The organism is Saccharothrix carnea, assembly GCF_003014735.1.
Taxonomy (GTDB): domain Bacteria; phylum Actinomycetota; class Actinomycetes; order Mycobacteriales; family Pseudonocardiaceae; genus Actinosynnema; species Actinosynnema carneum.
The window spans coordinates 790,266-810,922 of the sequence record NZ_PYAX01000001.1 but is presented as its reverse complement, the minus strand read 5'-3'; the positions used below and the strand labels follow the sequence as shown (position 1 = coordinate 810,922).

Sequence of the window (20,657 nt, the reverse complement as noted above, 5' to 3'; positions counted from 1 at the left end):
GCATGTTCGACGTGGTCCTGATCGCCAACCGGGGCGAGATCGCGGTACGGGTCATCCGCGCGTTGCGGCGGTTCGGGATCCGGTCGGTGGCTGTCTACAGCGACGCGGACGCCGACGCGCTGCACGTGCGACTGGCCGACGAGGCGGTGCGGATCGGGCCCGCGTCGGCGCGCGAGAGCTACCTGTCGGTGGAGCGCATCATCGAGGCCGCGCTGGCTTCGGGCGCGCAGGCCGTGCACCCCGGGTACGGGTTCCTCGCCGAGAACGCGGAGTTCGCGCGGGCGTGCGAGAAGGCCGGGCTGGTGTTCATCGGGCCGCCCGCCGACGCGATCGAGGCGATGGGCGACAAGATCCGCGCCAAGCTGACCGTGGCGGCGGCGGGCGTGCCGGTGGTGCCGGGGCGGACCGAGGTCGGGATGACCGACGACGACCTGGTCGCCGCGGCGGCCGAGATCGGGTTCCCGGTGCTGCTCAAGCCGTCCGCCGGTGGTGGTGGCAAGGGCATGCGGCTGGTGGAGTCCGAGGGCGGGCTGCGTGAGGCGATCGAGTCGGCCCGGCGCGAGGCGCGCGGGTCGTTCGGCGACGACGCGTTGCTGATCGAGCGGTTCATCGGCAACCCGCGGCACATCGAGATCCAGGTGCTGGCCGACGCGCACGGCGGGGTGGTGCACCTCGGCGAACGCGAGTGCAGCCTGCAGCGGCGGCACCAGAAGATCATCGAGGAGGCGCCGTCACCGCTGGTCACGCCGGAGATGCGGGACGCCATGGGCACGGCGGCGGTGGAGGCGGCCCGGTCGGTCGGGTACGTCGGCGCGGGCACGGTCGAGTTCATCGTGGACGGCGCGTCCGGCGACTACTTCTTCATGGAGATGAACACCCGGCTCCAGGTCGAGCACCCGGTCACGGAGCTCGTGACCGGCGTCGACCTGGTGGAGTGGCAGTTGCGGGTGGCTTCGGGGGAGCCCCTGGGGTTCGCCTCGGTGGAGCTGACCGGGCACGCCGTGGAGGCCCGGGTGTACGCGGAGGACCCGGCACGCGGGTTCCTGCCGACCGGCGGCACGGTGCTGGCGCTGCACGAGCCGTCGGACGTGCGGGTGGACTCGGCGTTGCGGGTCGGGTTGACGGTCGGCAGCGACTACGACCCGATGCTGGCCAAGGTGATCGCGCACGGTGCCACGCGCGAGGAGGCGTTGCGGCGGCTGGACGCCGCGTTGGGTCGGATGGTGCTGCTGGGCGTGACCACGAACATCCCGTTCCTGCGGGCGTTGCTGGTCGACCCGGACGTGCGGGCGGGTGCGCTGGACACCGGGTTGGTGGAGCGCAAGCTGGAGTCGTTGGTGCGCCACGACGTGCCGGACGAGGTGCTGGCCGCGGCGGCGTTGGAGCGGCAGCTCTCGCTGGGTGGCGGTGACGACCCGTGGGCGGGGTCCGGTGGCTGGCGGGTCGGTGAGCACGCGTGGACGCGGTGGCTGATCGACGGCGTCGAGGTGCGGGTGCGCGGCGACGAAGTGGCTATTGCAGACAATGAACCATTTCGGCTCGCCGTCGCACGGGTCGGTGACCGGCTGATTGTAGGCGGTCGATCGTATGCGATCTACCGCGACGGGGACGTGCTCTGGCTGGGCCGGGACGGTCGCGCGTGGGCGCTCACCGAGACCCGGCCGTCCGAGGTCGCCGCGTCGGGCGTCGTCGCGGGCGGTGGGCCGGTGACCAGCCCGATGCCCGGCACGGTGCTGGTGGCGCGGGTTCCGCAGGGCTCGCACGTGACCGCCGGGCAGGCGTTGTTCGTGGTCGAAGCGATGAAGATGGAGCACACCGTCACGTCACCCGTGGCCGGCGTGCTCACCGAAGTGCACGTCCAGGCGGGCCAACAGGTCGCGCTGGACCAACCCCTGGCCGTCGTCGTGCCCCACGAGGAGTGAGCGATGTTGGACTTCCGCCTTGACGAGGACTACGAGGCGTTGCGCAAGACCGTCGAGGAGTTCGCCCGCGACGAGGTCGCGCCGGTCATCGGCGGGTTCTACGAGCGCGAGGAGTTCCCGTACGAGATCGTCGCCAAGATGGGGCGGATGGGCCTGTTCGGGCTGCCGTTCCCGGAGGAGTTCGGCGGGATGGGCGGCGACTACTTCGCGTTGTGCCTGGCGTTGGAGGAGTTGGCGCGGGTCGACTCGTCGGTGGCGATCACGCTGGAGGCGGGCGTGTCGCTGGGCGCCATGCCGCTGTTCCGGTTCGGTTCGGCCGAGCAGAAGGCCGCTTGGCTGCCCCAGCTGTGCGCGGGGTCCGTGCTGGGTGCGTTCGGGCTGACGGAGCCGGGTGGCGGGTCGGACGCGGGCGCTTTGCGGACCACCGCGCGGATCGACGGTGACGAGTGGGTGATCAACGGCACCAAGGCGTTCATCACCAACTCGGGCACGGACATCACGGGCCTGGTCACGGTCGCCGCCGTGACCGGTCGGCGGGAGAACGGCAAGCCGGAGATCTCGGCGATCATCGTGCCGTCCGGGACGCCGGGGTTCTCGGTGTCGCGCAAGTACTCCAAGGTCGGGTGGAACGCCTCCGACACGCGTGAGCTGTCGTTCCAGGACTGCCGCGTGCCGTTGGGGAACCTGGTCGGCGAGCGCGGGCGGGGGTACGCGCAGTTCCTGCAGACGTTGGACGAGGGCCGGGTGGCGATCGCGGCGATCGGCGTCGGGTTGGCGCAGGGGTGCGTGGACGAGTGCCTGCGGTACGTGGGCGAGCGGGAGGCGTTCGGGCACCGGATCGGCGAGTACCAGGCGATCCAGTTCAAGATCGCCGAGATGGAGGCGCGCACGCACACCTCGCGGCTGGCGTACTACCAGGCGGCGGCGAAGATGCTGCGCGGCGAGCCGTTCAAGCGGGAGGCGGCGATCGCCAAGCTGGTCTCCTCGGAGGCCGCGATGGACAACGCCCGTGAAGCGACCCAGATCTTCGGCGGCTACGGCTTCATGAACGAGTACCCGGTGGGCCGCTTCTACCGCGACGCCAAGATCCTCGAGATCGGCGAGGGCACCAGCGAGGTCCAGAAAATCCTGATCGCCCGCGACCTGGGCCTCCCCACCACCTAACCCCCGCGAGAGTCCAACGCTCACGCCGCGAGAGTCGTACGTTCAGAGCACCTGAATTCAACGTTCGGCCGACCGACCGGTATGCCCGAGTGTTGAACTCAGTGTGCGTGAGCGTTGGACTCTCGCGCGCTGAGCGTTGGACTCTCGCGGGGTCAGAAGTGGCCGTGGCGGCCTTCGCCCGAGTGGAAGCGGCGGAGGCCTTTTTCCACCTCGGTCAGGGAGACCAGGCCGTGGTCCAGTTCGTTGGCCAGGGCGTCCTGCTCGGGCAGGGCTTCCTGTTCCAGCAGGGACAGGCGGTCGTGGCGCAGGCACACCTGGGGGAACGAGGCCAGTTCCAGGGCCAGGTCCTCCGCCGCGGCACGGGAGGTGCCGGGCGGGACCACGCGGTTGACCAGGCCGATGGCCAGGGCTTCGTCGGCGAGGACCGGGCGGCCCGTCAGCACCAGGTCCATGGCACGGGACGCGCCGATCAACCGCGGCAGCCGCACGGTGCCGCCGTCGATCAGCGGCACGCCCCACCGGCGCGAGAAGACGCCGAACACCGCGTCCGAGTCGGCCACCCGCAGGTCGCACCACAGGGCCAGCTCCAGGCCACCCGCCACCGCGTGACCGGACACGGCGGCGATCACGGGCTTCGACAGCCGCAGTCGCGTCGGACCCATCGGCCCGGACGGTGACGACGGGTCGTTGCCGCGGGCAGTCCCCAACGCCTTCAGGTCCGCACCCGAGCAGAACGTGCCACCCTCACCGTGCAGCACGGCCACCGCCGCCGAAGGGTCCTCGTCGAACTCCCGGAACACCTCGGTCAACGTGTGCGCGGTCGGACCGTCCACCGCGTTGCGCACGGCGGGCCGGTTCAGCAGCACGGTGAACACCGGCCCGGACCGCTCCACCCGAACGGCGCTCACGGCTTCGGCAACCCCCGTTCCACGATCGCACCGAAGTCGACACCGCGCGGCAGCGTGCCGAACGCCACGCCCCAGTCGCCGGACAGCCGCGACGCGCAGAACGCGTCCGCCACCGCCGGGTGCCCGTACCGCACCAGCAACGCGCCCTGCAACGCCAACGCCATCCGCTCCACCAGCCTGCGCGCCCGCACCTCGAGGTCGGCCACATCGGTCAGCTCATCCTTGATCCCGTCGACCGCCGCGTCCAGCCGCCGATCGGCACCGCGCGCCGCGTCCAACTCGCCGAAGAACTCCTCCACGGCCTCCGGCGAACGCCCCAGAGCGCGCAACGCGTCCAACGCCGCCACGTTCCCCGAACCTTCCCAGATGGACATCAGCGGCGACTCGCGGAACAGCCGCGGCATCCCCGAGTCCTCGATGTAACCGTTGCCGCCCAGGCACTCCAACGCCTCGGCGGCGTGCGCGGGTGCCCGCTTGCACACCCAGTACTTGCTCACCGCGAGCCCCAGCCTGCTCCGGGTGCCCGCCAGCCACAACGCCACCGTGGTCGCCGCCTCCGACTCCACCGCGAGGTCCGCCAGCACGTTGCGCATCGCGGGCTGGTCGACCAGGTACGCGCCGAACGCCTTGCGGTGCGCCGCGTGGTGCGTGGCCTGGGTCAACCCCAGCCGCATCCCGGACGCCGAGCCGAGCACGCAGTCCAGCCGGGTCATGTTGACCATCTCGATGATGGTCCGCACGCCCTGCCCCTCCTCGCCGACCAGCCACCCGACCGCGCCGTCGTACTCCAGCTCCGCGGACGCGTTGGACTTGTTGCCGAGCTTGTCCTTGAGCCGTTGCAGGAACATGGCGTTGCGCGTGCCGTCCGGCAGCACGCGCGGCAGCACGAAGCACGACAGGCCGCCGGGCGCCTGCGCCAGGGTCAGGAACAGGTCCGACATCGGCGCGGACGTGAACCACTTGTGCCCGGTCAGCACGTAGTGGTCGGCCACGGGCACGGCACGCGTGGTGTTCGCCCGAACGTCCGAGCCGCCCTGCTTCTCGGTCATCGACATGCCCGCGATCAACCCGCGCTTGGACGACGGCGCACGCAGCCCGAAGTCGTACTCGCGCGAGGCGAGCAGCGGTTCGTACCGCGCGGCCAAAGCGGGCGTTCGGCGCAAAGCGGGCACGGCCGCGTACGTCATCGAGATCGGGCACCCGTGCCCCGCCTCGGCCTGGCTCCACACGTAGAACTTGGCCGCGCGGGCGACGTGCGCACCCGGCCGGTCGTCCTGCCACGGCGCTGCGTGCAGTCCGTTGGAGACCGCAGTGGTCATCAGCTCGTGCCACGCCGGGTGGAACTCGACCTCGTCGACCCGGTGCCCGTACCGGTCGTGGGTGTGCAGCACGGGCGGGTGGGCGTTGGCGAGCCTGCCCAGGTCTTGGACGTGCGGCGTGCCCGCGAGCACGCCCAGGGCGCGTACCTCGGGTTCGGCCCACTCCGCCCCGCCGCGCCGCAGCCCGTCCAGCAACGCCGGGTCGGCGGAGACGTCGTGGCCCTCCAGCGGCGGGACCTGGTTGGTCACCTCATGAGTGGCGTGCGTCATAACCACCTAGCGTACTACCCGTCGGTAACTTGAAGCGTCGTGGAATTTTGGGGGTGCTGATCAAGCCTCGGCGGCCTAACGTCGGTGCCGTGAGGGATCACCCACGGCTGAGCCGGGAGTCTGAGCACGAGCGGGCGGTGGCCGCGTTGCGCGGCCAGTACGGGGCCATCCCGGCCGGTGCGCCGGTGCGCCTGGCCAAGTCGACGTCGAACCTCTTCCGGTTCCGCGCCGACCAGACCGGCGGGCTGGACGTGGCCCGCTTCAACCGGGTCCTGTCCGTCGACGCCGCCGCGCGGACGGCGCAGGTCCAGGGCATGACGACCTACGAGCACCTGGTCGACGCCACCCTGCCGCACGGTCTCATGCCGCTGGTCGTCCCGCAGCTCAAGACGATCACGCTGGGCGGCGCGGTGGCCGGCCTGGGCATCGAGTCCAGCTCGTTCCGCAACGGCCTGCCGCACGAGTCCGTGCGCGAGCTGGAGGTGATGACCGGCGACGGCGAGGTCGTCGTCGTGGGTCCGGGCGACGACCTGTTCCGCGGTTTCCCGAACTCCTACGGCACGCTCGGCTACGCGCTCCGGCTGGAGATCGAACTGGAACCGGTCAAGCCGTACGTGCGGCTGCGGCACGTGCCGTTCGCGGACGCGGCCGAGTGCGCCGAGGTGATCTCCGCGGTCTGCGCGGAGGGCTCCTACCAGGGCGAACCGGTCGACTTCGTGGACGGGACGGTCTTCGGCGGTCGCGAGCAGTACCTGACGCTGGCGAACTGGACCGACACCGCGCCGTTCACCTCGGACTACACCGGCAACGGCATCTACTACCGGTCCGTCCGGCGGCGCAGCGTCGACTACCTGACCGTGCGCGACTACCTGTGGCGGTGGGACACCGACTGGTTCTGGTGCTCGCGGGCGTTCGGCGTGCAGCACCCGGTCGTGCGGCGGCTCGTGCCCAAGCGGTACCTGCGGTCCGACGTGTACCGCAGGATCGTGGCCCTCGACCGGCGGTACAAGGTGACCTCCCGGCTGAGCAAGGCGGTGCAGGAGCCGGTGATCCAGGACGTGGAGATCCCGGTGGACCGGCTCGCCGAGTTCCTCGACTTCTTCCACCGCGAGATCGGCGTCAGCCCCGTGTGGTTGTGCCCGGTGCGGTTGAGGAGCCGAGAGGACGGGCAGAGGACGGGTTGGCCGCTGTACCCGATGGACCCCGACGAGCTGTACGTCAACGTCGGCTTCTGGTCGGTGGTGTCGTTGCGGCCCGACGAGGAGCTGGGCAGCCGGAACCGGCTGATCGAGGCCAAGGTCACCGAGCTGGGCGGGCACAAGTCCCTGTACTCCGACTCCTACTACGGCGAGGAGGAGTTCTGGGACAACTACAACGGTTCGACGTACCAGGACCTGAAGAAGCGGTACGACCCGGCGGGCAGGTTGCCCGATTTGTACGCCAAGTGTGTTCTCCGTAGGTGAAGGGAGCCGGGGCCATGCGGTTGGCGGAGGTGTTCCAGCGGGCGGTCGGAGGCGGCGCGTCCGTGCGGTTCAGCGCGTACGACGGCAGCCACGCGGGGCCGGCCGACGCGGGGGTGAGCATCGAGGTGCGCACCCCGGAGGCGTTGTCGTACCTGGCGTCCGCGCCGGGTGAGCTGGGGTTGGCGCGCGCGTACGTGACCGGGCACCTGGAGATCATCGGTGACGTGTACGGCGCGTTGAAGCAGCTGTCCGAGATCTCGCTGCGGGAGCTGCCCTGGGGCGAGCGGGTGGAACTGCTGGCCACGCTCGGGCGGACCAGGCTCGGCACGAAGATCGAGGTGCCGCCGCAGGAGCGCCGGTTGCGCGGTCTGCGGCACTCCAAGGCGCGTGACCGCGAGGCGATCGCGCACCACTACGACGTGTCGAACACGTTCTACGAGTGGGTCCTCGGGCCGTCCATGGCGTACACGTGCGCCGTGTACCCGACCGCGGAGTCCACCCTGGAGGAGGCGCAGTTCGCCAAGCACGACCTGGTGGCGCGCAAGCTCGGCCTCAAGCCGGGGATGCGGCTGCTGGACGTCGGCTGCGGCTGGGGCGGGATGGTCATGCACGCCGCGCGCGAGTACGGCGTGAAGGCGCTCGGCGTGACCTTGTCGCGCAACCAGGCGGAGTGGGCGCAGAAGGCCATCGTGGAGGCCGGGCTGTCCGACCTGGCCGAGGTGCGCTACCTCGACTACCGGGACGTGCGGGAGACCGGGTTCGACGCGGTCAGCTCGATCGGCCTGACCGAGCACATCGGCAAGGCGAAGCTGCCCGCGTACTTCCGGTCGCTGTACGGCAAGCTCAAGCCCGGCGGGCGGATGCTCAACCACTGCATCACCCGGCCGGACAACAAGCAGCCCGCGCGGACCGGCGGTTTCATCGACCGGTACGTGTTCCCGGACGGTGAGCTGGTCGGGCCGGGGCACCTCGTGTCGCTGATGCACGACACCGGGTTCGAGGTGCGGCACGAGGAGAACCTGCGCGAGCACTACGCGATGACGTTGGCGGCGTGGTGCGAGAACCTGGAGAAGCACTGGGACGACGCGGTGAGCGAGGTGGGGCTGGGCCGGGCGCGGGTGTGGCGGCTGTACCTGGCCGCGTCCCGGCTGGGCTTCGAGCGCAACAACATCCAGCTGCACCAGGTGCTGGGCGTGAAGCTGGACGGGACCACGTCGCACATGCCGCTGCGACCGGACTGGCTCGGCTGAGGGCGTGGCGGCGTGCGGTACCCCCTGCCGCACGCCGCCCCGCGCTCAGTACCGGTCGAGACGGGCCGGGGTCACCCCAGCCGGTCGATGATCTGCCGCACCTGGTTCGAGGGGATGGCGAACCCGATGCCCACGCTGCCCGCCTCGCCGCTGTCCGCCGCGGGCGAGTAGATCGCCGAGTTGATGCCGACGACCCGACCCGCCGAGTCGACCAGCGGCCCGCCCGAGTTGCCCGGGTTGATCGACGCGTCGGTCTGGATCGCCTGGTAGCTGACCGACGACGACCCGCGCCGCCCGGTCGACGTCCCCGGCACGGTGACCGTGCGGTCCAGCGCGCTGACGATGCCCGACGTCACGGTGCCCTGGAGGCCTTCCGGCGAGCCGATCGCCACGACCTGGTCACCGATCTTCACCTGGTCGGAGTCACCGAACGTCGCCGGTGTCAGCCCGCTCACCCCCGACGCCTGCAAGATCGCCAGGTCGCTCGACGGATCCGTACCCACCACGGTGGCGTCCACGGTCTTCCCGTCGCTCAACGTCACCGTCACCTGCTGCGCGCCCGCCACCACGTGGTTGTTGGTCAGGATCCGCCCATCGGCCGTCAGCACGACCCCGGAGCCGAGGCCCTGCCCCTGCGCCGACGCCACGTTCACCTGCACCACGCTCGGCAGCACCCGTGCCGCGACCGTCGAGACGTCGAACGTGGACGAGGCGTTCGCCGCCACCGGGCCGCTGCTCACCGGCGCCACCTCGGCGGACGACGCGTTCAGCGCGCCCACCACCCCGCCGGTGACCCCGCCGAACACCGCGGCGACCAGCGCCGCGGAGGTCACCACCACACCGGTCCGCCGCCGCCAGAACGGCGCCCGCTCCTCCAACGACCCGCGCAGCGCGGGGAAGTCCTCTGTCGTCATGAGCCCAGCGTCGACCCGGACCCTATGAGCAGGCTGAGCGTCCCATCAGGACTTGCCAAGAATCGCGCGGACCTCGTCGAACGTCAGCAGCGCCGACCCGAACAGCGGCCCCTGCGCCCCCGTGACGCCCAGTTCCGCCAGCCGCCGCGCCTCGAACTCCGTGCGCACCCCCGCCGCGTACAGGGGCAGGCCCAACGTCCCCGACCAGGTGAGCAGGCCCACGGCCGCGCTCTCCACCAGCGGGTCCGCGCCCTCCGCCAGCCCGTACACCGGCGATCCCTGGAACTTCACCGCCGTCAGCGGTATCCGCCGCAACCGGTCGATCGGCACGTTGCCGCCACCCACCTGGTCGAGCAGCAGCCCCACGCCGTGCTCCGCCAGGTACGTCAGCTCTTCCAGCTGGTCTTCGTTGACCAACGCGGGTAACTGCTCGCTCAGCTCGAACCGCAGCAGGCGCGCCGGCAGCCCGCTGTCCCGCAACGCCTGCCGCACGGTCGCCACCAGCTCCGGCTCCTGGCACTGCCGCGCGGTCAGGTCCATGCTCAGCACGGGCGCCGCGTCGCCGAACTCCGCGTGCCACCGGCCCGCGTCCGCGCACGCCTGCGCGATGGCCCACTTGCCCAGCCGCGCCGCCATCCCGGTGCACGTCGACAGCGACACCAGCTCCCGCGGGTCGAGCACGCCCTCCGTGGGGTGGTCCCACCGCAACCGCGCCTCGACGGCCACCAGCGCGCCATCGGCCAGCGCGTGCACCGGCTCGTAGTCGACCCGGAACTCGCCCTGCTCCAGCCCGCCGGAGATCGACGCCGCCAACCGCATCCGGGCGCGTTCCCGCTGGTCACGTCCCTTGTCGTAGAGGGCCCACTGCGCCTTGCCGTCGTCCTTGGCCCACCGCACGGTCAGGTCGACGCAGCGCAGCAGCTCGGCGGCGTCCGCGCCGCGTGCCGGCTGCACCACGATGCCGACGCTCGCGGTCACGCCGATGCCGTCGTCACCCACCCAGACGGGTTCGGCGAGCAGTTCGACGGTCGACTCGGCCAGCGACACCACCGTGGCCACGTCCCGCGGGTCGTGGATCAGCACGGCGAACTCGTCCGGCCCGATCCTGGCCAGCCGCCCGATCCCGTCGAACACCGACCGCAGGTGCCCGGCGACGGCGGTGAGGATCCGGTTGCCGACGTCGTGCCCGAACGCGTCGTTGACCACCCGGAACCCGTCCAGGTCGAACACGACCAGCGCGAGCGTGTCGGGTCCGCGGGTGCCGACCGCGCCCTCCAGCCAGCCGACGAACTGCGCCCGGTTCGCCAGGCCCGTCTGCACGTCGTGCAGGCTCTGCCGGACCAGCTGCTTCTGCAGCGCGCGGACCTCGTCCAGGCTCTCGATCATGGTCACGTAGAACGCGGGCTCGCCGTCGTCGTCGCGCAGCAGGGCGAGGGCGATGAGCACGCTGACGGGTTCGCCGTCCGCGCGGACCAGCCGGGTCTCCGCGCGCACGTGCTCGTGACCGGTGTGCAGCAGCTGGGCGAGCTCGGAGATCACGTCGCGCTCGTCCGGGTGGAGCAGGTCCCGGCCGAGCGACCCGACCAGTTCCTCGGGCACGTAGTCCAGCAGGGCGAGCATGGCGTCGTTGCAGTCGAGGATCACGCCGTCCGCGTCGGAGACCGCGATGCCCAGCGCCGAGGTCTGGAACACGGCGCGGAACTTCGCTTCACCCGCCCGTACCGCGGATTCGGTCGATCGGGTGGATCTCAGCTCGTGGTGGCGTTCCTGCTCGTCCAGCGTGCGGCGGCGCAGCGCGTCGGTGAACCCGGCGGCGAGCGCGCCCAGCACGGTCATCAGGCGCGGCATCGCGATCGGCACGTCGACGGGCAGGTGTTCGCCGACGAACGCGAGCGTGCGTTCCAGCGCCTCGGGTGCGACCAGGCCGTGCTCGACCAGGCCGCGGCCGACCTCGCGCGCCCGTGCCGCCGAACCGTCGTCGCGGACGGCGGCGCACAGGGTGTCGGTGAAGCCGGCGAGCAGGTCGGCCAGGCTGTCGTCGGGCGCGGCGTCCGGGGTGATGGCGGTGGCCCAGCGGCGTGCGAACGCGTACCGGGCTCTGCCGGGCCCGTCACCGGATCTCGCTGCGCCTGCCATCGTCATCCAGCTCTGCCGGCCAATCGTTCGCGGAGGGTCCACGTGCGCATTTTCCGACCATTCTTCACTCGATCGGTGTAATGCGGACCACTGGTCCCGGACAGCTTACTTGGCACCGGCCGCACCGGGACAAGACGATCAACACCGGTCTTCAGCGACCCGTGATCTTGCCCTCCCTTGACCTCCAGTAAACCTGAGGTTTTAGCGTCACGGTCGTGTCTGTGACTGTGTTGGGTTTGGGAGAGATGGGGAGCGCGCTCGCAGGGGCGTTCCTCGACGGCGGTCAGCGGACCACGGTGTGGAACCGCACGCCGGGCAAGGCCGACCCGCTCGTCGCGAGGGGTGCGGTGGTCGCGGCATCGGCGGAGGAGGCGGTCGCGAACAGCGACCTCGTGGTGGTGAACGTCAAGGGCAACGAGGCGGCGCGCTCGATCCTGGCGTCGGCCGGGTCGTTGGCCGGGCGGGTGGTGGTGAACCTGTCGGACGGGACCTCGGGCGAGGCGCGCGAGGTGGCTACTCGGGTCGCGGAACGGGGTGCGGAGTACGTCCACGGGCAGATCATGACCATCGCGCCGGCTATCGGACACGCCGATTCGGTCGTGTTCTACGGGGGTGATGAAGGCGCTTTTAACCGCCATAGGGCGGAGTTGTTGTTGTTGGGTGGGCGAGGGACGTTTCTGGGGGACGACGCGGGTGCGCCGGCGCTGTTCGGGCTGGCGATGAACGGCACGATGTGGGGCACGCTCAACGGGTTCCTGCACGCGGCGGCGTTGCTGTCGAGCCAGGGCGTGGAGGTGAAGCGGTTCGTGGAGGCGGCGTCGGCGTCGCTGACCGGGCTGCTCGGCTACCTGCCGTCGTTGGCGGAGGAGGTGGACCGGGGTGAGTACGCGGTGCCGTTCGGCGCGTTGAAGCACCACCTGCCGGCCGCGGACGACCTGGTGCGCGAGAGCCGGGAGCGGGGGATCGACGTCGAGTTCCCGTCGTACACGCTGGGGCTGCTGCGGGCGGTGGTCGAGGCCGGGCACGGCGACGACAGCTACTCGCGGGTGGTCGAGGTGTTCCGCTCGGGGTCGACCGCGTCCTGAGCGTTCAACTCGGGTGTTCCGAACGTAGGACACGCGCGTTCTGGACGTAGGACACACGCGGGGGGCGTGTGTCCTACGTCCGGAGGTCTAGGAGATGGAGGCGAGGACCGAGGCGATCCGGGTGGCGATGCGGTCGTTGTCGGTGGGGGCGAGGCTCAGCCAGCCGTCCTCGTGCACCATCAGGTACCGGCCCTGGTTGGTGTCGAACCAGGTGATCAGCGCGCCGGCCCGGTCACGGCGGTAGCCGCCGCCCACGGTGACCCCGAACTGACCCCCGGCGACCCGGCTCGCGGCCAGCTCGCTGACCACGGTCGCGTCCTCGCGCGAGAGGCCCGCCTTCTGCAACGCCTCCCGCTCGTCCAGCTCGCCGCCGCCACCCCACGGGTCGTCGTCATCGTCGTCCTGCTGCTCGTTCTGCAGCGCCACGGCGGTGTTCAACGTCTCCAGCCGCAGGGACAACGCGCTGCCCGGACCCGCCGCACCGTCCGGCAGCACCTCCACGATCGACCTGGCCAAGGACGTCGGCCGGATCTCCAGCACGCCGATCGAGCCGCTGTCGACCACCGCCAACGCGGCCCGGCCACCGTTGGACACGGCCACCGCCCGCACCGCCCGGTCCACGTGCGCGACCGCGTCGACGGCCACCTCGTGGTCGCCGAGCAGCCGGAGCAGCGCGACCAGCCGGGGGTCGGGCTCGCCGTAGGCGGCGAGCACCTCCTCCCGCAACCGCTTGCGCTCCTCTTCGGTGTCGCCCAGGCTCGGCACGTCCAGCGGGTAGGGCAGTCGGCCGAGGTCGAGGTGGTCCCACAGCACGTCCAGCTCGCGCGGCGTGAGCACGAAGTCGGGCTCGATCACGACTGGTCGCCCTTCTTCTTCGGCTTCGCGCCGCCGATCACCGACGGGGGCAGGTTCTCGCCCGGCACCTCGAAGATGTCCTCACCGCGGATGTACGCCGCGGCCCGGTGCTCCTTGTCCTCGCCCTGCTGGCCACCGGCCGGTGCGCCGCCCATCGGCGCGCCACCCGCCATCGGGGCACCCGCCGCCGCCGCGCCACCGGGGCCGAAGCCGCCGACCGGCATCGGGCCACGAGCGGGCTGACCGCCGAGCGCGCCCGTCGAACCACCCGCGGCCATCGAGCCGGCGCCACCACCACCGGCGCCACCGGACCCGGTCGGGCCGAAGCCGCCCGCGCCACCGCCGAAGCCGCCGGCACCGCCACCGCCGAAGCCACCCGGCGGCATGCCGGGGATCCGGCCCGCGCCACCGCCGCCACCGCCGCCGCCGGGCGTGCCCTGGACCGGAGGCGTGCCGGGGCTGCCGGCCGGGATGTAGTTCGGCGGCTTCACGCCGGGTGGCAGCGTGCCGCCGCCCTGGCGGGGCGCCACGTTCGGGTTCGCCGGCTGGTACGGCGGCACGTAACCGCTGCCGCCGGGCTGGTTGTAGCCGCCACCGGGCGGCGGGGTGTAGCCGTAGCCACCGCCGGTCGGCGGCGTGTACGGGTTCGCCACCGGCACCTGGGCCGCCGCCGCGGCGGCCGTCGTGCCCTCCGGCCGGTACATCTGCTGCGGCGGAGCCGCCGGCGCCGCACCGGCCGCGTACGTGCCGCTGCCGGACGACCCGGGAGCGCCCGGGTACGACGCGGCGGCACCGGGCGCGTACCCGGCGTGCTGCGCCGAGGCCGCGGTCTGCGCCGGCTGGTACGCCTGCGCCGGCTCCATCGGCCGCACCGCCTGCATCTGCTGCGCCGGCTGGGTGGCCGTGGCGCTCGAAGTCGCCGTCGAACCGCCGGCACCGCCGCTCAGGCCGTCCACGCCCGCGCCCGCCAACGTCGTCGACGTCATGGCGCGCATCAGCATGGCCGGCTCTTCGGTGCGGCCGGTGACCGGGTTGAACGGCGCGCTGAACCGCGGCGTGGTCTGGTCGACCGCCTGCGACTCGCGCTCCATCGTGGTCATGACCGTCACGGCGTGCTCGTGCAGCGCCCGCGCGTGGTCGTTGGCCGCCTGCACGTCCGCGGCGGAACTGGCCAGGCCCTGGATGCCGCCCGCGGTGAACGCGCCGGTGGCCTGGTCCCAGTTGAACTCGACCGGCTCGGGCATGCTGGCCCGGGCGTTCTCCATGATCTGGCTCTCGTCCTGCACCCGCTTGCCGACCTCGACCGCGGTCTCGGCGGTGTGCGTGACCCAGTCGGCCAGGCCCTTGATCGCGAGCCGCGCCGCGTCCGCCGCGTCGCCCGTCCAGCCGGACTCGCTGACCGCGACCCGCTCGTTGATCAGCCGCGCGGCCTCGGTCAGCTCGGTGCCGAACTGGCCCCACTCCGCGCCGATCTCGCCCGTCTGACCGGGGTCGTTGTTGTTGTGCACCGCCTCGTACAGCTCGCGGTGCGACCGGGACGCCCAGTTCTGGGTCTCGGTCAGCACCAGGTCCGGCTCGTCCTCGTCCCGCGACCGCCTCGCCTGCCCGACGAGCAGGTCCCGCTCCACGCGCTCCGTCGCCATCGTCGCCAGCCCTTCAGTTCCCGCTCAGCTTGCGCAGCTCGACGCTGCTGTCGTCGTCGACCTGGGTGAAGTTGCGGATCGCGTTCTCCACCGAGTCGTGCGTTTGCTGGAGCACCTCGCGGTAGGCCGTCATCACGGCCACGAACGACCGCGGGTCGCCGTCGGCGCGGGTCTCGAACTTCTGCGCCAGCCGGTCGCCGACGGGGTTGCGGCCGATGGGCGCGGGACGGGCGAGCCGACCGGCGCGCTCCAGCCACGAGTCGACCTGGTCCATCTGCTCCAGGAGCATCTTGCGCAGTTCCTCGCCGGTGGCGGGATCGAGCGACACCCGGCCGGAGTTCACGGTCTCCTGGAGCGCCACGACCTGGCCGTTGACGGTCGGAACCTCCTGGGGCGGGGCCACTTCACCCCCGGTTTCGGCGATGTACATCGGTATCCCTCGCGGAAGGCAGCCTGCTGGACGCAACCCAACGTCCACGGGTCCTCCAACGCCCGGCCAACGCGCGCCCAACGTGGCCCGCCGGAGTGCGGTGACAACTGTGGGAAACTCTTCGACTACACGGTGACAATGCCGAAAGGGCTGGCGGATGCGGGTGAACCTGCTTGGCCCCGTCGAGCTGGTTTCCGCAGGTGGGGAAGCCGTTCGGCTGGGCGCTGCCAAGCGGCGGACGGTGCTGGCGGCGCTCGCGCTGGAGCTGAACCGCGTGGTGTCCGGTGACCGGCTGCTGGAGCTGGTGTGGGACGGATCACCGCCGCCGCAGGCGAAAGCCGCCCTTCAAGGACACATCGCCCAACTGCGCAAGGTCCTCGCCGGTGGTGTCGCGCTCGTCACCCGTGCTCCTGGTTACGTGCTGACCGGCGAACGCGCGGCCGTCGACGTGCTCCGGTTCGAGGACCTGCTGGTGAGCGCCCGCGAGGCGGCGGACGAGGACGCGGTGCGGCTGCTGCGGGACGCGTTGGCGCTGTGGCGCGGCCCGGTGCTGGCCGACGTGCCGGGTGACCAGTTGCGCGAGGCGGTGTCGGCGCGGCTGGAGGAGCTGCGGCTGGTCGCCGTGCAGGAGCTGGCGACCCGGCTGTCGCGGCTGGACCGGGCGGCCGAGGCGGTGGCCGGGCTGCGTGACGCGGTGGACGCCAACCCGTTGCGCGAGGCGCTGGTGTCGCGGCTGGTGCTGGCGCTGCACTGGAGCGGGCGGCAGGCCGAGGCGCTGGCGCTGTTCCACCGGACGCGGGAGCGGCTGGTCGACGAGCTGGGCGTGGACCCCGGGCCGGAGCTGCGCGAGGCCTACCAGACCGTGCTGGCGGGTGACACGGCGCCGACGACGCCGGTGGAGCGCACCTCCGACCGGTCACCGGCCCAGTTGCCGCGCGAGCACCGCGGGTTCGTCGGGCGCGAGGAGGAGCTGTCGGACCTCGGCGCGGCGCTGACCGGGCAGGACTCGGCGATCGGGCTGCTGGTCGGCCCGGCCGGGGTGGGCAAGACGGCGTTGGCGCTGCGGTGGGCGCACGGCGTGGCGGGTGACTTCCCGGACGGGCAGCTGTTCGTGAACCTGCGCGGGTTCGACGAGACCGAGCCGCTGGACCCGCGCACGGCGTTGGTGGGTTTCCTGCGGGCGTTGGGGCTGACCGACTCGCAGATCGCGGTGGACCTGGAGGACCAGGCCGCGCAGTACCGGTCGCTGCTGGCCGGGCGGCGGGTGCTGGTGTTCCTGGACAACGCCCGGTCGGCCGAGCAGGTCCGGCCGCTGCTGCCCGGTTCGGCGCGGTGCCTGGTGCTGGTGACCAGCAGGCACCGGCTGGACGACCTGGTGGTGACGGAGGGCGCGTCGTCGCTGCACGTGCCGACGTTGCCGGAGTCGAGCGCCGAGGACCTGCTGACGGCGCTGCTGGGGCGTCAGCGGATCGAGCAGGAGCCGGACGCGGTGGCGGAGCTGGTCGAGCTGTGCGACCGGCTGCCGCTGGCGTTGCGGATCGCGGGCGCGCGGCTGGCGTCACGGCCGCGGTGGACGATCCAGTCGCTGGTGGACGAGCTGCGCGACGAGCAGGGACGGCTGTCGGCGTTGTCGTTGCCGGAGGCGGGGCGCGGTGTGCACGCGGCGCTCGCGGTGAGCTACCGGGAGCTGCCGGAGGGCGCGGCGCGGCTGTTCCGCCGGCTGGGCCTGCACCCCGGCACGGACCTGGACAGCTACGCGGCGGCGGCGTTGCTGGACATCAACGTGGTCAGCGCGCGCACGCACCTGCGGACCCTGGCGTACGCGAACCTGCTGCACGAGTCGACGCCGGACCGGTACTCGCGGCACGACCTGGTGCGGCTGTTCACCCACCACCTGGCGGCCACCGAGTCCGATGTGGACAACCAGGTGGCGACCAGTCGGCTGCTGGACTACTACCTGCACGTGGCCGACCGGGCGCGGGCGCACCTGTCCGACCACGTGCGGCCGTTCGGGCCCGCCGAGCACCGGCCCGCGTCGTTCCCGGAGCTGCCGTCGCACGCGGCGGCGCTGGACTGGTTCACGCTGGAGGAGGCGAACCTCGGGCTGGCGCTGGACATCGCGGTGAACGGCGGGCAGCGGGAGCGGACGTGGCAGCTGGCGCTGTGCCTGGACGCGTTCCACTTCCGGCGCGGCAACCGGCTGGACCGGCTGGCGCTGTGCCGGATCGGGTTGGCGGCGACGCGGTCGCTCGGCGACCGGCACGCGGAGGCGACGTTCCTGCTGCGGTTGGGTTCGACGTTGGCCGACCTGGGTCGGATCGACGAGGCGATCGAGGCGTGCACGCGGGCGGCGGCGCTGGCCGACGGCGACCGGCACCTGGAGCTGGCGGCGCTGGCGAACCTCGGGTACTGCCTGATGGCCGACGACCAGCTGGACCGGGCGCAGGAGACGATCCTGGAGGCGCTGGAGGTGGCGCGGGAGGTCGGGGACAACCGGTCGCAGGCGAGCATCCAGAACAACCTGGCGAACGTGCTGCTGCGCAAGCACCAGCCGGAGGAGGCGTTGCGGCACGCGACGGAGGCGCTGGGCCTGTTCCCCTCGGCGCCGTCCAAGGCGCACACGGCCACCCTGCACACCGTGGGCGCGGCGTCGCAGCAGCTGGGCCGTGCCGACGAGGCCCTGGAGTCGTACCGCGCGGGTCTGGCGCTGGCGGCCCGCCTGGGCGACCGCTACCAGGAGGCGCTGTGCCACCGCGCGATCGGCGACGTCCTGGAGCAGTCCGAAGGCCCCGCCGCCGCCCGACCGCACTGGCTGGCCGCCTTGCACCTGTACCGGGACCTGCGCCTGGCCGATGCCGACGACCTGTCCCGCAAGCTGGACCTCCCCGCCACCGCCTGAACGTTCAACTCACCCGTCCCGAACGCAGGACACGCGCGAGAGTCGTACGTTCAGGCCGCGCGTGTCCTACGTTCAGGTACCCCGAGTTCAACGTTCAGGACGTGGCCTTGGCCGCGGCACGGCCGGCGACGCGGCCCGAGAACAGGCAGCCGCCCAGGAACGTGCCCTCCAGGGCCCGGTAGCCGTGGACGCCACCCCCGCCGAAGCCGGACGCCTCACCGGCCGCGTAGACGCCGTCCAGCGGGGTCCCGTCGTGCTTCAGCACCCGGGCCGACAGGTCCGTGTGCAGGCCGCCCAACGTCTTGCGGGTGAGCACGGAGAGGCGGACGGCGATCAGCGGACCGGCCTTCGGGTCGAGCAACGGGTGCGGCTCGACCACCCGGATCAGCTTGTCGGTGATGAACTTCCGCGCCTCGCGCATGGCGTTGACCTGCATGTCCTTGCCCAGGCCCGAGATCACCTGCCGGTCGCGCTCCACGATGGTCCGCCGCAGCGCCGCCGCGTCGATCAACGACGTGCCGACCAGCTTGTTCATCCCGGCCGCCAGCTCCTCCGGCGTGCGGCCGAAGATGAACTCCTCGGACCGCTTCGCGAACTCCTCCACCGGCGCCACCGCACCCGGCATCGCCCGCTTCAGCACCGCGCGCACGTCCTTGCCGGTCAGGTCGGGGTTCTGCTCCGACCCGGACAGCGCGAACTCCTTGCCGATGATCTTCGAGTTGAGCACGAACCACGAGTAGCCGTGCCCGGTCTTCACGATGTGCTCCAACGCGCCCAGCGCGTCGAACCCCGGGAACAACGGGATCGGCAGCCGTGAGCCGGTCGCGTCCAGCCACAGCGACGACGGCCCGGGCAGGATGCGGATGCCGTGCCTGCTCCAGACCGGGGCGTAGTTGGCGATGCCCTCGGGGTAGTGCCACATCCGGTCTTCGTTGATGATCTCGCCGCCGGTGTCCTGCACGACCTTGAGCATCAACCCGTCCACGTGGTCGGGCACGCCGGACAGCATGTGCTCCGGCGGCGTGCCCAGGCGGGCCGGCCAGTTGCGGCGCACCATCTCGTGGTTCGCCCCGATACCGCCGGACGTCACGATCACGGCCTGCGCGCGCAGCTCGAAGTCGCCGGACACGGCCCGCGAACTCGGCTCGCCCCGGCCGGCCGTGCTGACCTCCAGCACCTCGCCGCGCACGCCGTCCACCGCGCCGCCGGTCGTGGTCAGCCCGGTCACGCGGTGCCGGAACTTCAGCTGCACGAGCCCGCGCGCCACGCCCTCGCGCACCCGGCGCTCGAACGGCGCGACGATGCCCGGCCCGGTGCCCCACGTCACGTGGAACCGCGGCACGGAGTTGCCGTGCCCGTCCGCCAGGTACCCGCCGCGCTCGGCCCACTGCACGAGCGGGAACCAGCGCACGCCCATCGCGTGCAGCCACGGCCGCTTCTCGCCCGCCGCGAAGTCCACGTACGCCTCGGCCCACCGACGCGGCCAGTGGTCGGCGTCCCGGTCGAACGCGGCCGAGCCCAGCCAGTCCTGCAGGGCCAGCTCCGCCGAGTCCTTGACCTTCAACCGCCGCTGCTCCGGGCTGTCGACCAGGAACAGCCCGCCGAACGACCAGAACGCCTGACCTCCGAACGAGGCCTCCGGCTCCTGGTCGAGGAGGATGACCTTGCGCCCGGCGTCGACCAGTTCGGCGGTGGCGACCAGGCCCGCGAGGCCCGCGCCGACGACGATGACATCCGCATCTGCCATCGGGCGAGTCTAGATCGAACCGGGGCCCTGGACGATAGTTGAACAAAATTCACTTTAAGGGGTGGTGACCGTGTCGTACACGGGGGACGTCGGCGAGATCAGCGCGGTGTGGCGGCCGGTGGCGGAGGTGGAGACCATCGACCGGCCGCTGGTCCGGAACCGGTTGGTCGCCACCGGTGACGTCACGCGCGGGCAGTACGGGCTGTTCGACTGGCGGATGGAGCCGCGCGCGGGCGGCCCCGAGCCGCACTTCCACCGGACGTTCTCGGAGTCGTTCTACGTGATCTCCGGATCGGTCCGGCTCTACAACGGTGACACTTGGGTAACGGGCACGCCCGGTGATTTCCTGTACGTCCCGCAAGGCGGTGTCCACGCTTTCCGGAACGACTCCGACGAACCCGCGTCGATGTTGATCCTGTTCGCCCCCGCCCCGCCGCGGGAGAAGTTCTTCCGGGAACTGGCGGAGATCGCGGATTCGGGCCGGCGGTTGAGCGCGCAGGAGTGGGCCGAGTTCTACGCCCGGCACGACCAGTACATGGTCTGAGCTGCGGCGACAGGGGAAGTAAAAGGCCGCCGGCCGCGCGGTGGGGGTGACCGTTCGGCCGACGGCGGTCGGGCGTGCGTGGGCGCACCTGCAACGTCTCGGGGAGAG

At 71.9% G+C, this 20,657-nt stretch carries 15 protein-coding genes; 7 read left to right on the top strand and 8 right to left on the bottom strand.

The annotated features are described in order from the left end of the window. Positions 1 to 2 precede the first annotated feature (2 nt). Entirely contained in the window at positions 3 to 1,922 is a 1,920-nt protein-coding gene (locus B0I31_RS03880; protein ID WP_106614036.1) for an acetyl/propionyl/methylcrotonyl-CoA carboxylase subunit alpha, read from the top strand. Between the two features lie 3 nt (positions 1,923 to 1,925). Beyond that, entirely contained in the window at positions 1,926 to 3,086 is a 1,161-nt protein-coding gene (locus B0I31_RS03875) for an acyl-CoA dehydrogenase family protein (protein WP_106613846.1), read from the top strand. 152 nt (positions 3,087 to 3,238) lie between these two features. On the opposite strand, the gene B0I31_RS03870 is transcribed toward B0I31_RS03875, so the two are convergent. Beyond that, positions 3,239 to 3,994 (bottom strand): crotonase/enoyl-CoA hydratase family protein, encoded by a 756-nt coding sequence (locus tag B0I31_RS03870; RefSeq protein ID WP_106613845.1) that lies wholly within the window; start codon positions 3,992 to 3,994, stop codon positions 3,239 to 3,241. After that, on the bottom strand, positions 3,991 to 5,583 hold the full coding sequence (locus B0I31_RS03865) for an acyl-CoA dehydrogenase family protein (RefSeq protein ID WP_106613844.1): 1,593 nt from the start codon (positions 5,581 to 5,583) through the stop codon (positions 3,991 to 3,993). Before B0I31_RS03865 ends, B0I31_RS03870 begins: the two co-directional genes overlap by 4 nt. Before the next feature lie 89 nt (positions 5,584 to 5,672). On the opposite strand from B0I31_RS03865, the gene B0I31_RS03860 reads away from it, so the two are divergent. Both B0I31_RS03860 and B0I31_RS03855 read left to right on the top strand, forming a co-directional pair. After that, entirely contained in the window at positions 5,673 to 7,046 is a 1,374-nt protein-coding gene (locus tag B0I31_RS03860) for an FAD-binding oxidoreductase (RefSeq protein WP_245949643.1), read from the top strand. Positions 7,047 to 7,060: 14 nt separating this feature from the next. Beyond that, on the top strand, positions 7,061 to 8,296 hold the full coding sequence (locus tag B0I31_RS03855) for an SAM-dependent methyltransferase (protein ID WP_106613843.1): 1,236 nt from the start codon (positions 7,061 to 7,063) through the stop codon (positions 8,294 to 8,296). Positions 8,297 to 8,367: 71 nt separating this feature from the next. Here B0I31_RS03855 and B0I31_RS03850 read toward each other — a convergent pair whose 3' ends face one another. Beyond that, positions 8,368 to 9,210: a S1C family serine protease gene (locus B0I31_RS03850; RefSeq protein ID WP_106613842.1), complete on the bottom strand. Its 843-nt coding sequence runs from the start codon at positions 9,208 to 9,210 to the stop codon at positions 8,368 to 8,370. A 45-nt stretch (positions 9,211 to 9,255) separates the two neighbouring features. Further along, positions 9,256 to 11,346, bottom strand: coding sequence for a putative bifunctional diguanylate cyclase/phosphodiesterase (locus tag B0I31_RS03845; RefSeq protein WP_146173717.1), 2,091 nt, complete (start codon positions 11,344 to 11,346; stop codon positions 9,256 to 9,258). A 215-nt stretch (positions 11,347 to 11,561) separates the two neighbouring features. On the opposite strand from B0I31_RS03845, the gene B0I31_RS03840 reads away from it, so the two are divergent. After that, positions 11,562 to 12,431 carry an NAD(P)-dependent oxidoreductase gene (locus tag B0I31_RS03840; protein ID WP_342751452.1) on the top strand — a complete coding sequence of 290 codons (870 nt, stop codon included), beginning with the start codon at positions 11,562 to 11,564 and terminating at the stop codon, positions 12,429 to 12,431. 87 nt (positions 12,432 to 12,518) lie between these two features. Here B0I31_RS03840 and B0I31_RS03835 read toward each other — a convergent pair whose 3' ends face one another. The 3 genes from B0I31_RS03835 to B0I31_RS03825 are packed head-to-tail and all read right to left on the bottom strand — an operon-like array spanning position 12,519 to position 15,359. Further along, positions 12,519 to 13,286: an ESX secretion-associated protein EspG gene (locus B0I31_RS03835; protein WP_106613839.1), complete on the bottom strand. Its 768-nt coding sequence runs from the start codon at positions 13,284 to 13,286 to the stop codon at positions 12,519 to 12,521. Beyond that, positions 13,283 to 14,929, bottom strand: a complete 1,647-nt coding sequence (locus B0I31_RS42455) for a PPE domain-containing protein (protein WP_106613838.1) — start codon at positions 14,927 to 14,929, stop codon at positions 13,283 to 13,285. The genes B0I31_RS03835 and B0I31_RS42455 overlap by 4 nt, the downstream gene beginning before the upstream one ends. A gap of 13 nt (positions 14,930 to 14,942) precedes the next feature. Continuing rightward, a complete protein-coding gene (locus B0I31_RS03825) occupies positions 14,943 to 15,359 on the bottom strand; it encodes a hypothetical protein (protein WP_073891496.1) in 417 nt (138 codons plus the stop codon). Positions 15,360 to 15,516: 157 nt separating this feature from the next. On the opposite strand from B0I31_RS03825, the gene B0I31_RS03820 reads away from it, so the two are divergent. Further along, positions 15,517 to 18,258, top strand: a complete 2,742-nt coding sequence (locus B0I31_RS03820; protein WP_106613837.1) for an AfsR/SARP family transcriptional regulator — start codon at positions 15,517 to 15,519, stop codon at positions 18,256 to 18,258. Positions 18,259 to 18,352: 94 nt separating this feature from the next. Here B0I31_RS03820 and B0I31_RS03815 read toward each other — a convergent pair whose 3' ends face one another. Further along, positions 18,353 to 20,005, bottom strand: coding sequence for an FAD-binding dehydrogenase (locus tag B0I31_RS03815; protein WP_106613836.1), 1,653 nt, complete (start codon positions 20,003 to 20,005; stop codon positions 18,353 to 18,355). Between the two features lie 70 nt (positions 20,006 to 20,075). Here B0I31_RS03815 and B0I31_RS03810 point away from each other — a divergent pair, with 70 nt between their 5' ends. After that, positions 20,076 to 20,549, top strand: a complete 474-nt coding sequence (locus B0I31_RS03810) for a cupin domain-containing protein (RefSeq protein WP_106614034.1) — start codon at positions 20,076 to 20,078, stop codon at positions 20,547 to 20,549. Positions 20,550 to 20,657 lie beyond the last annotated feature (108 nt).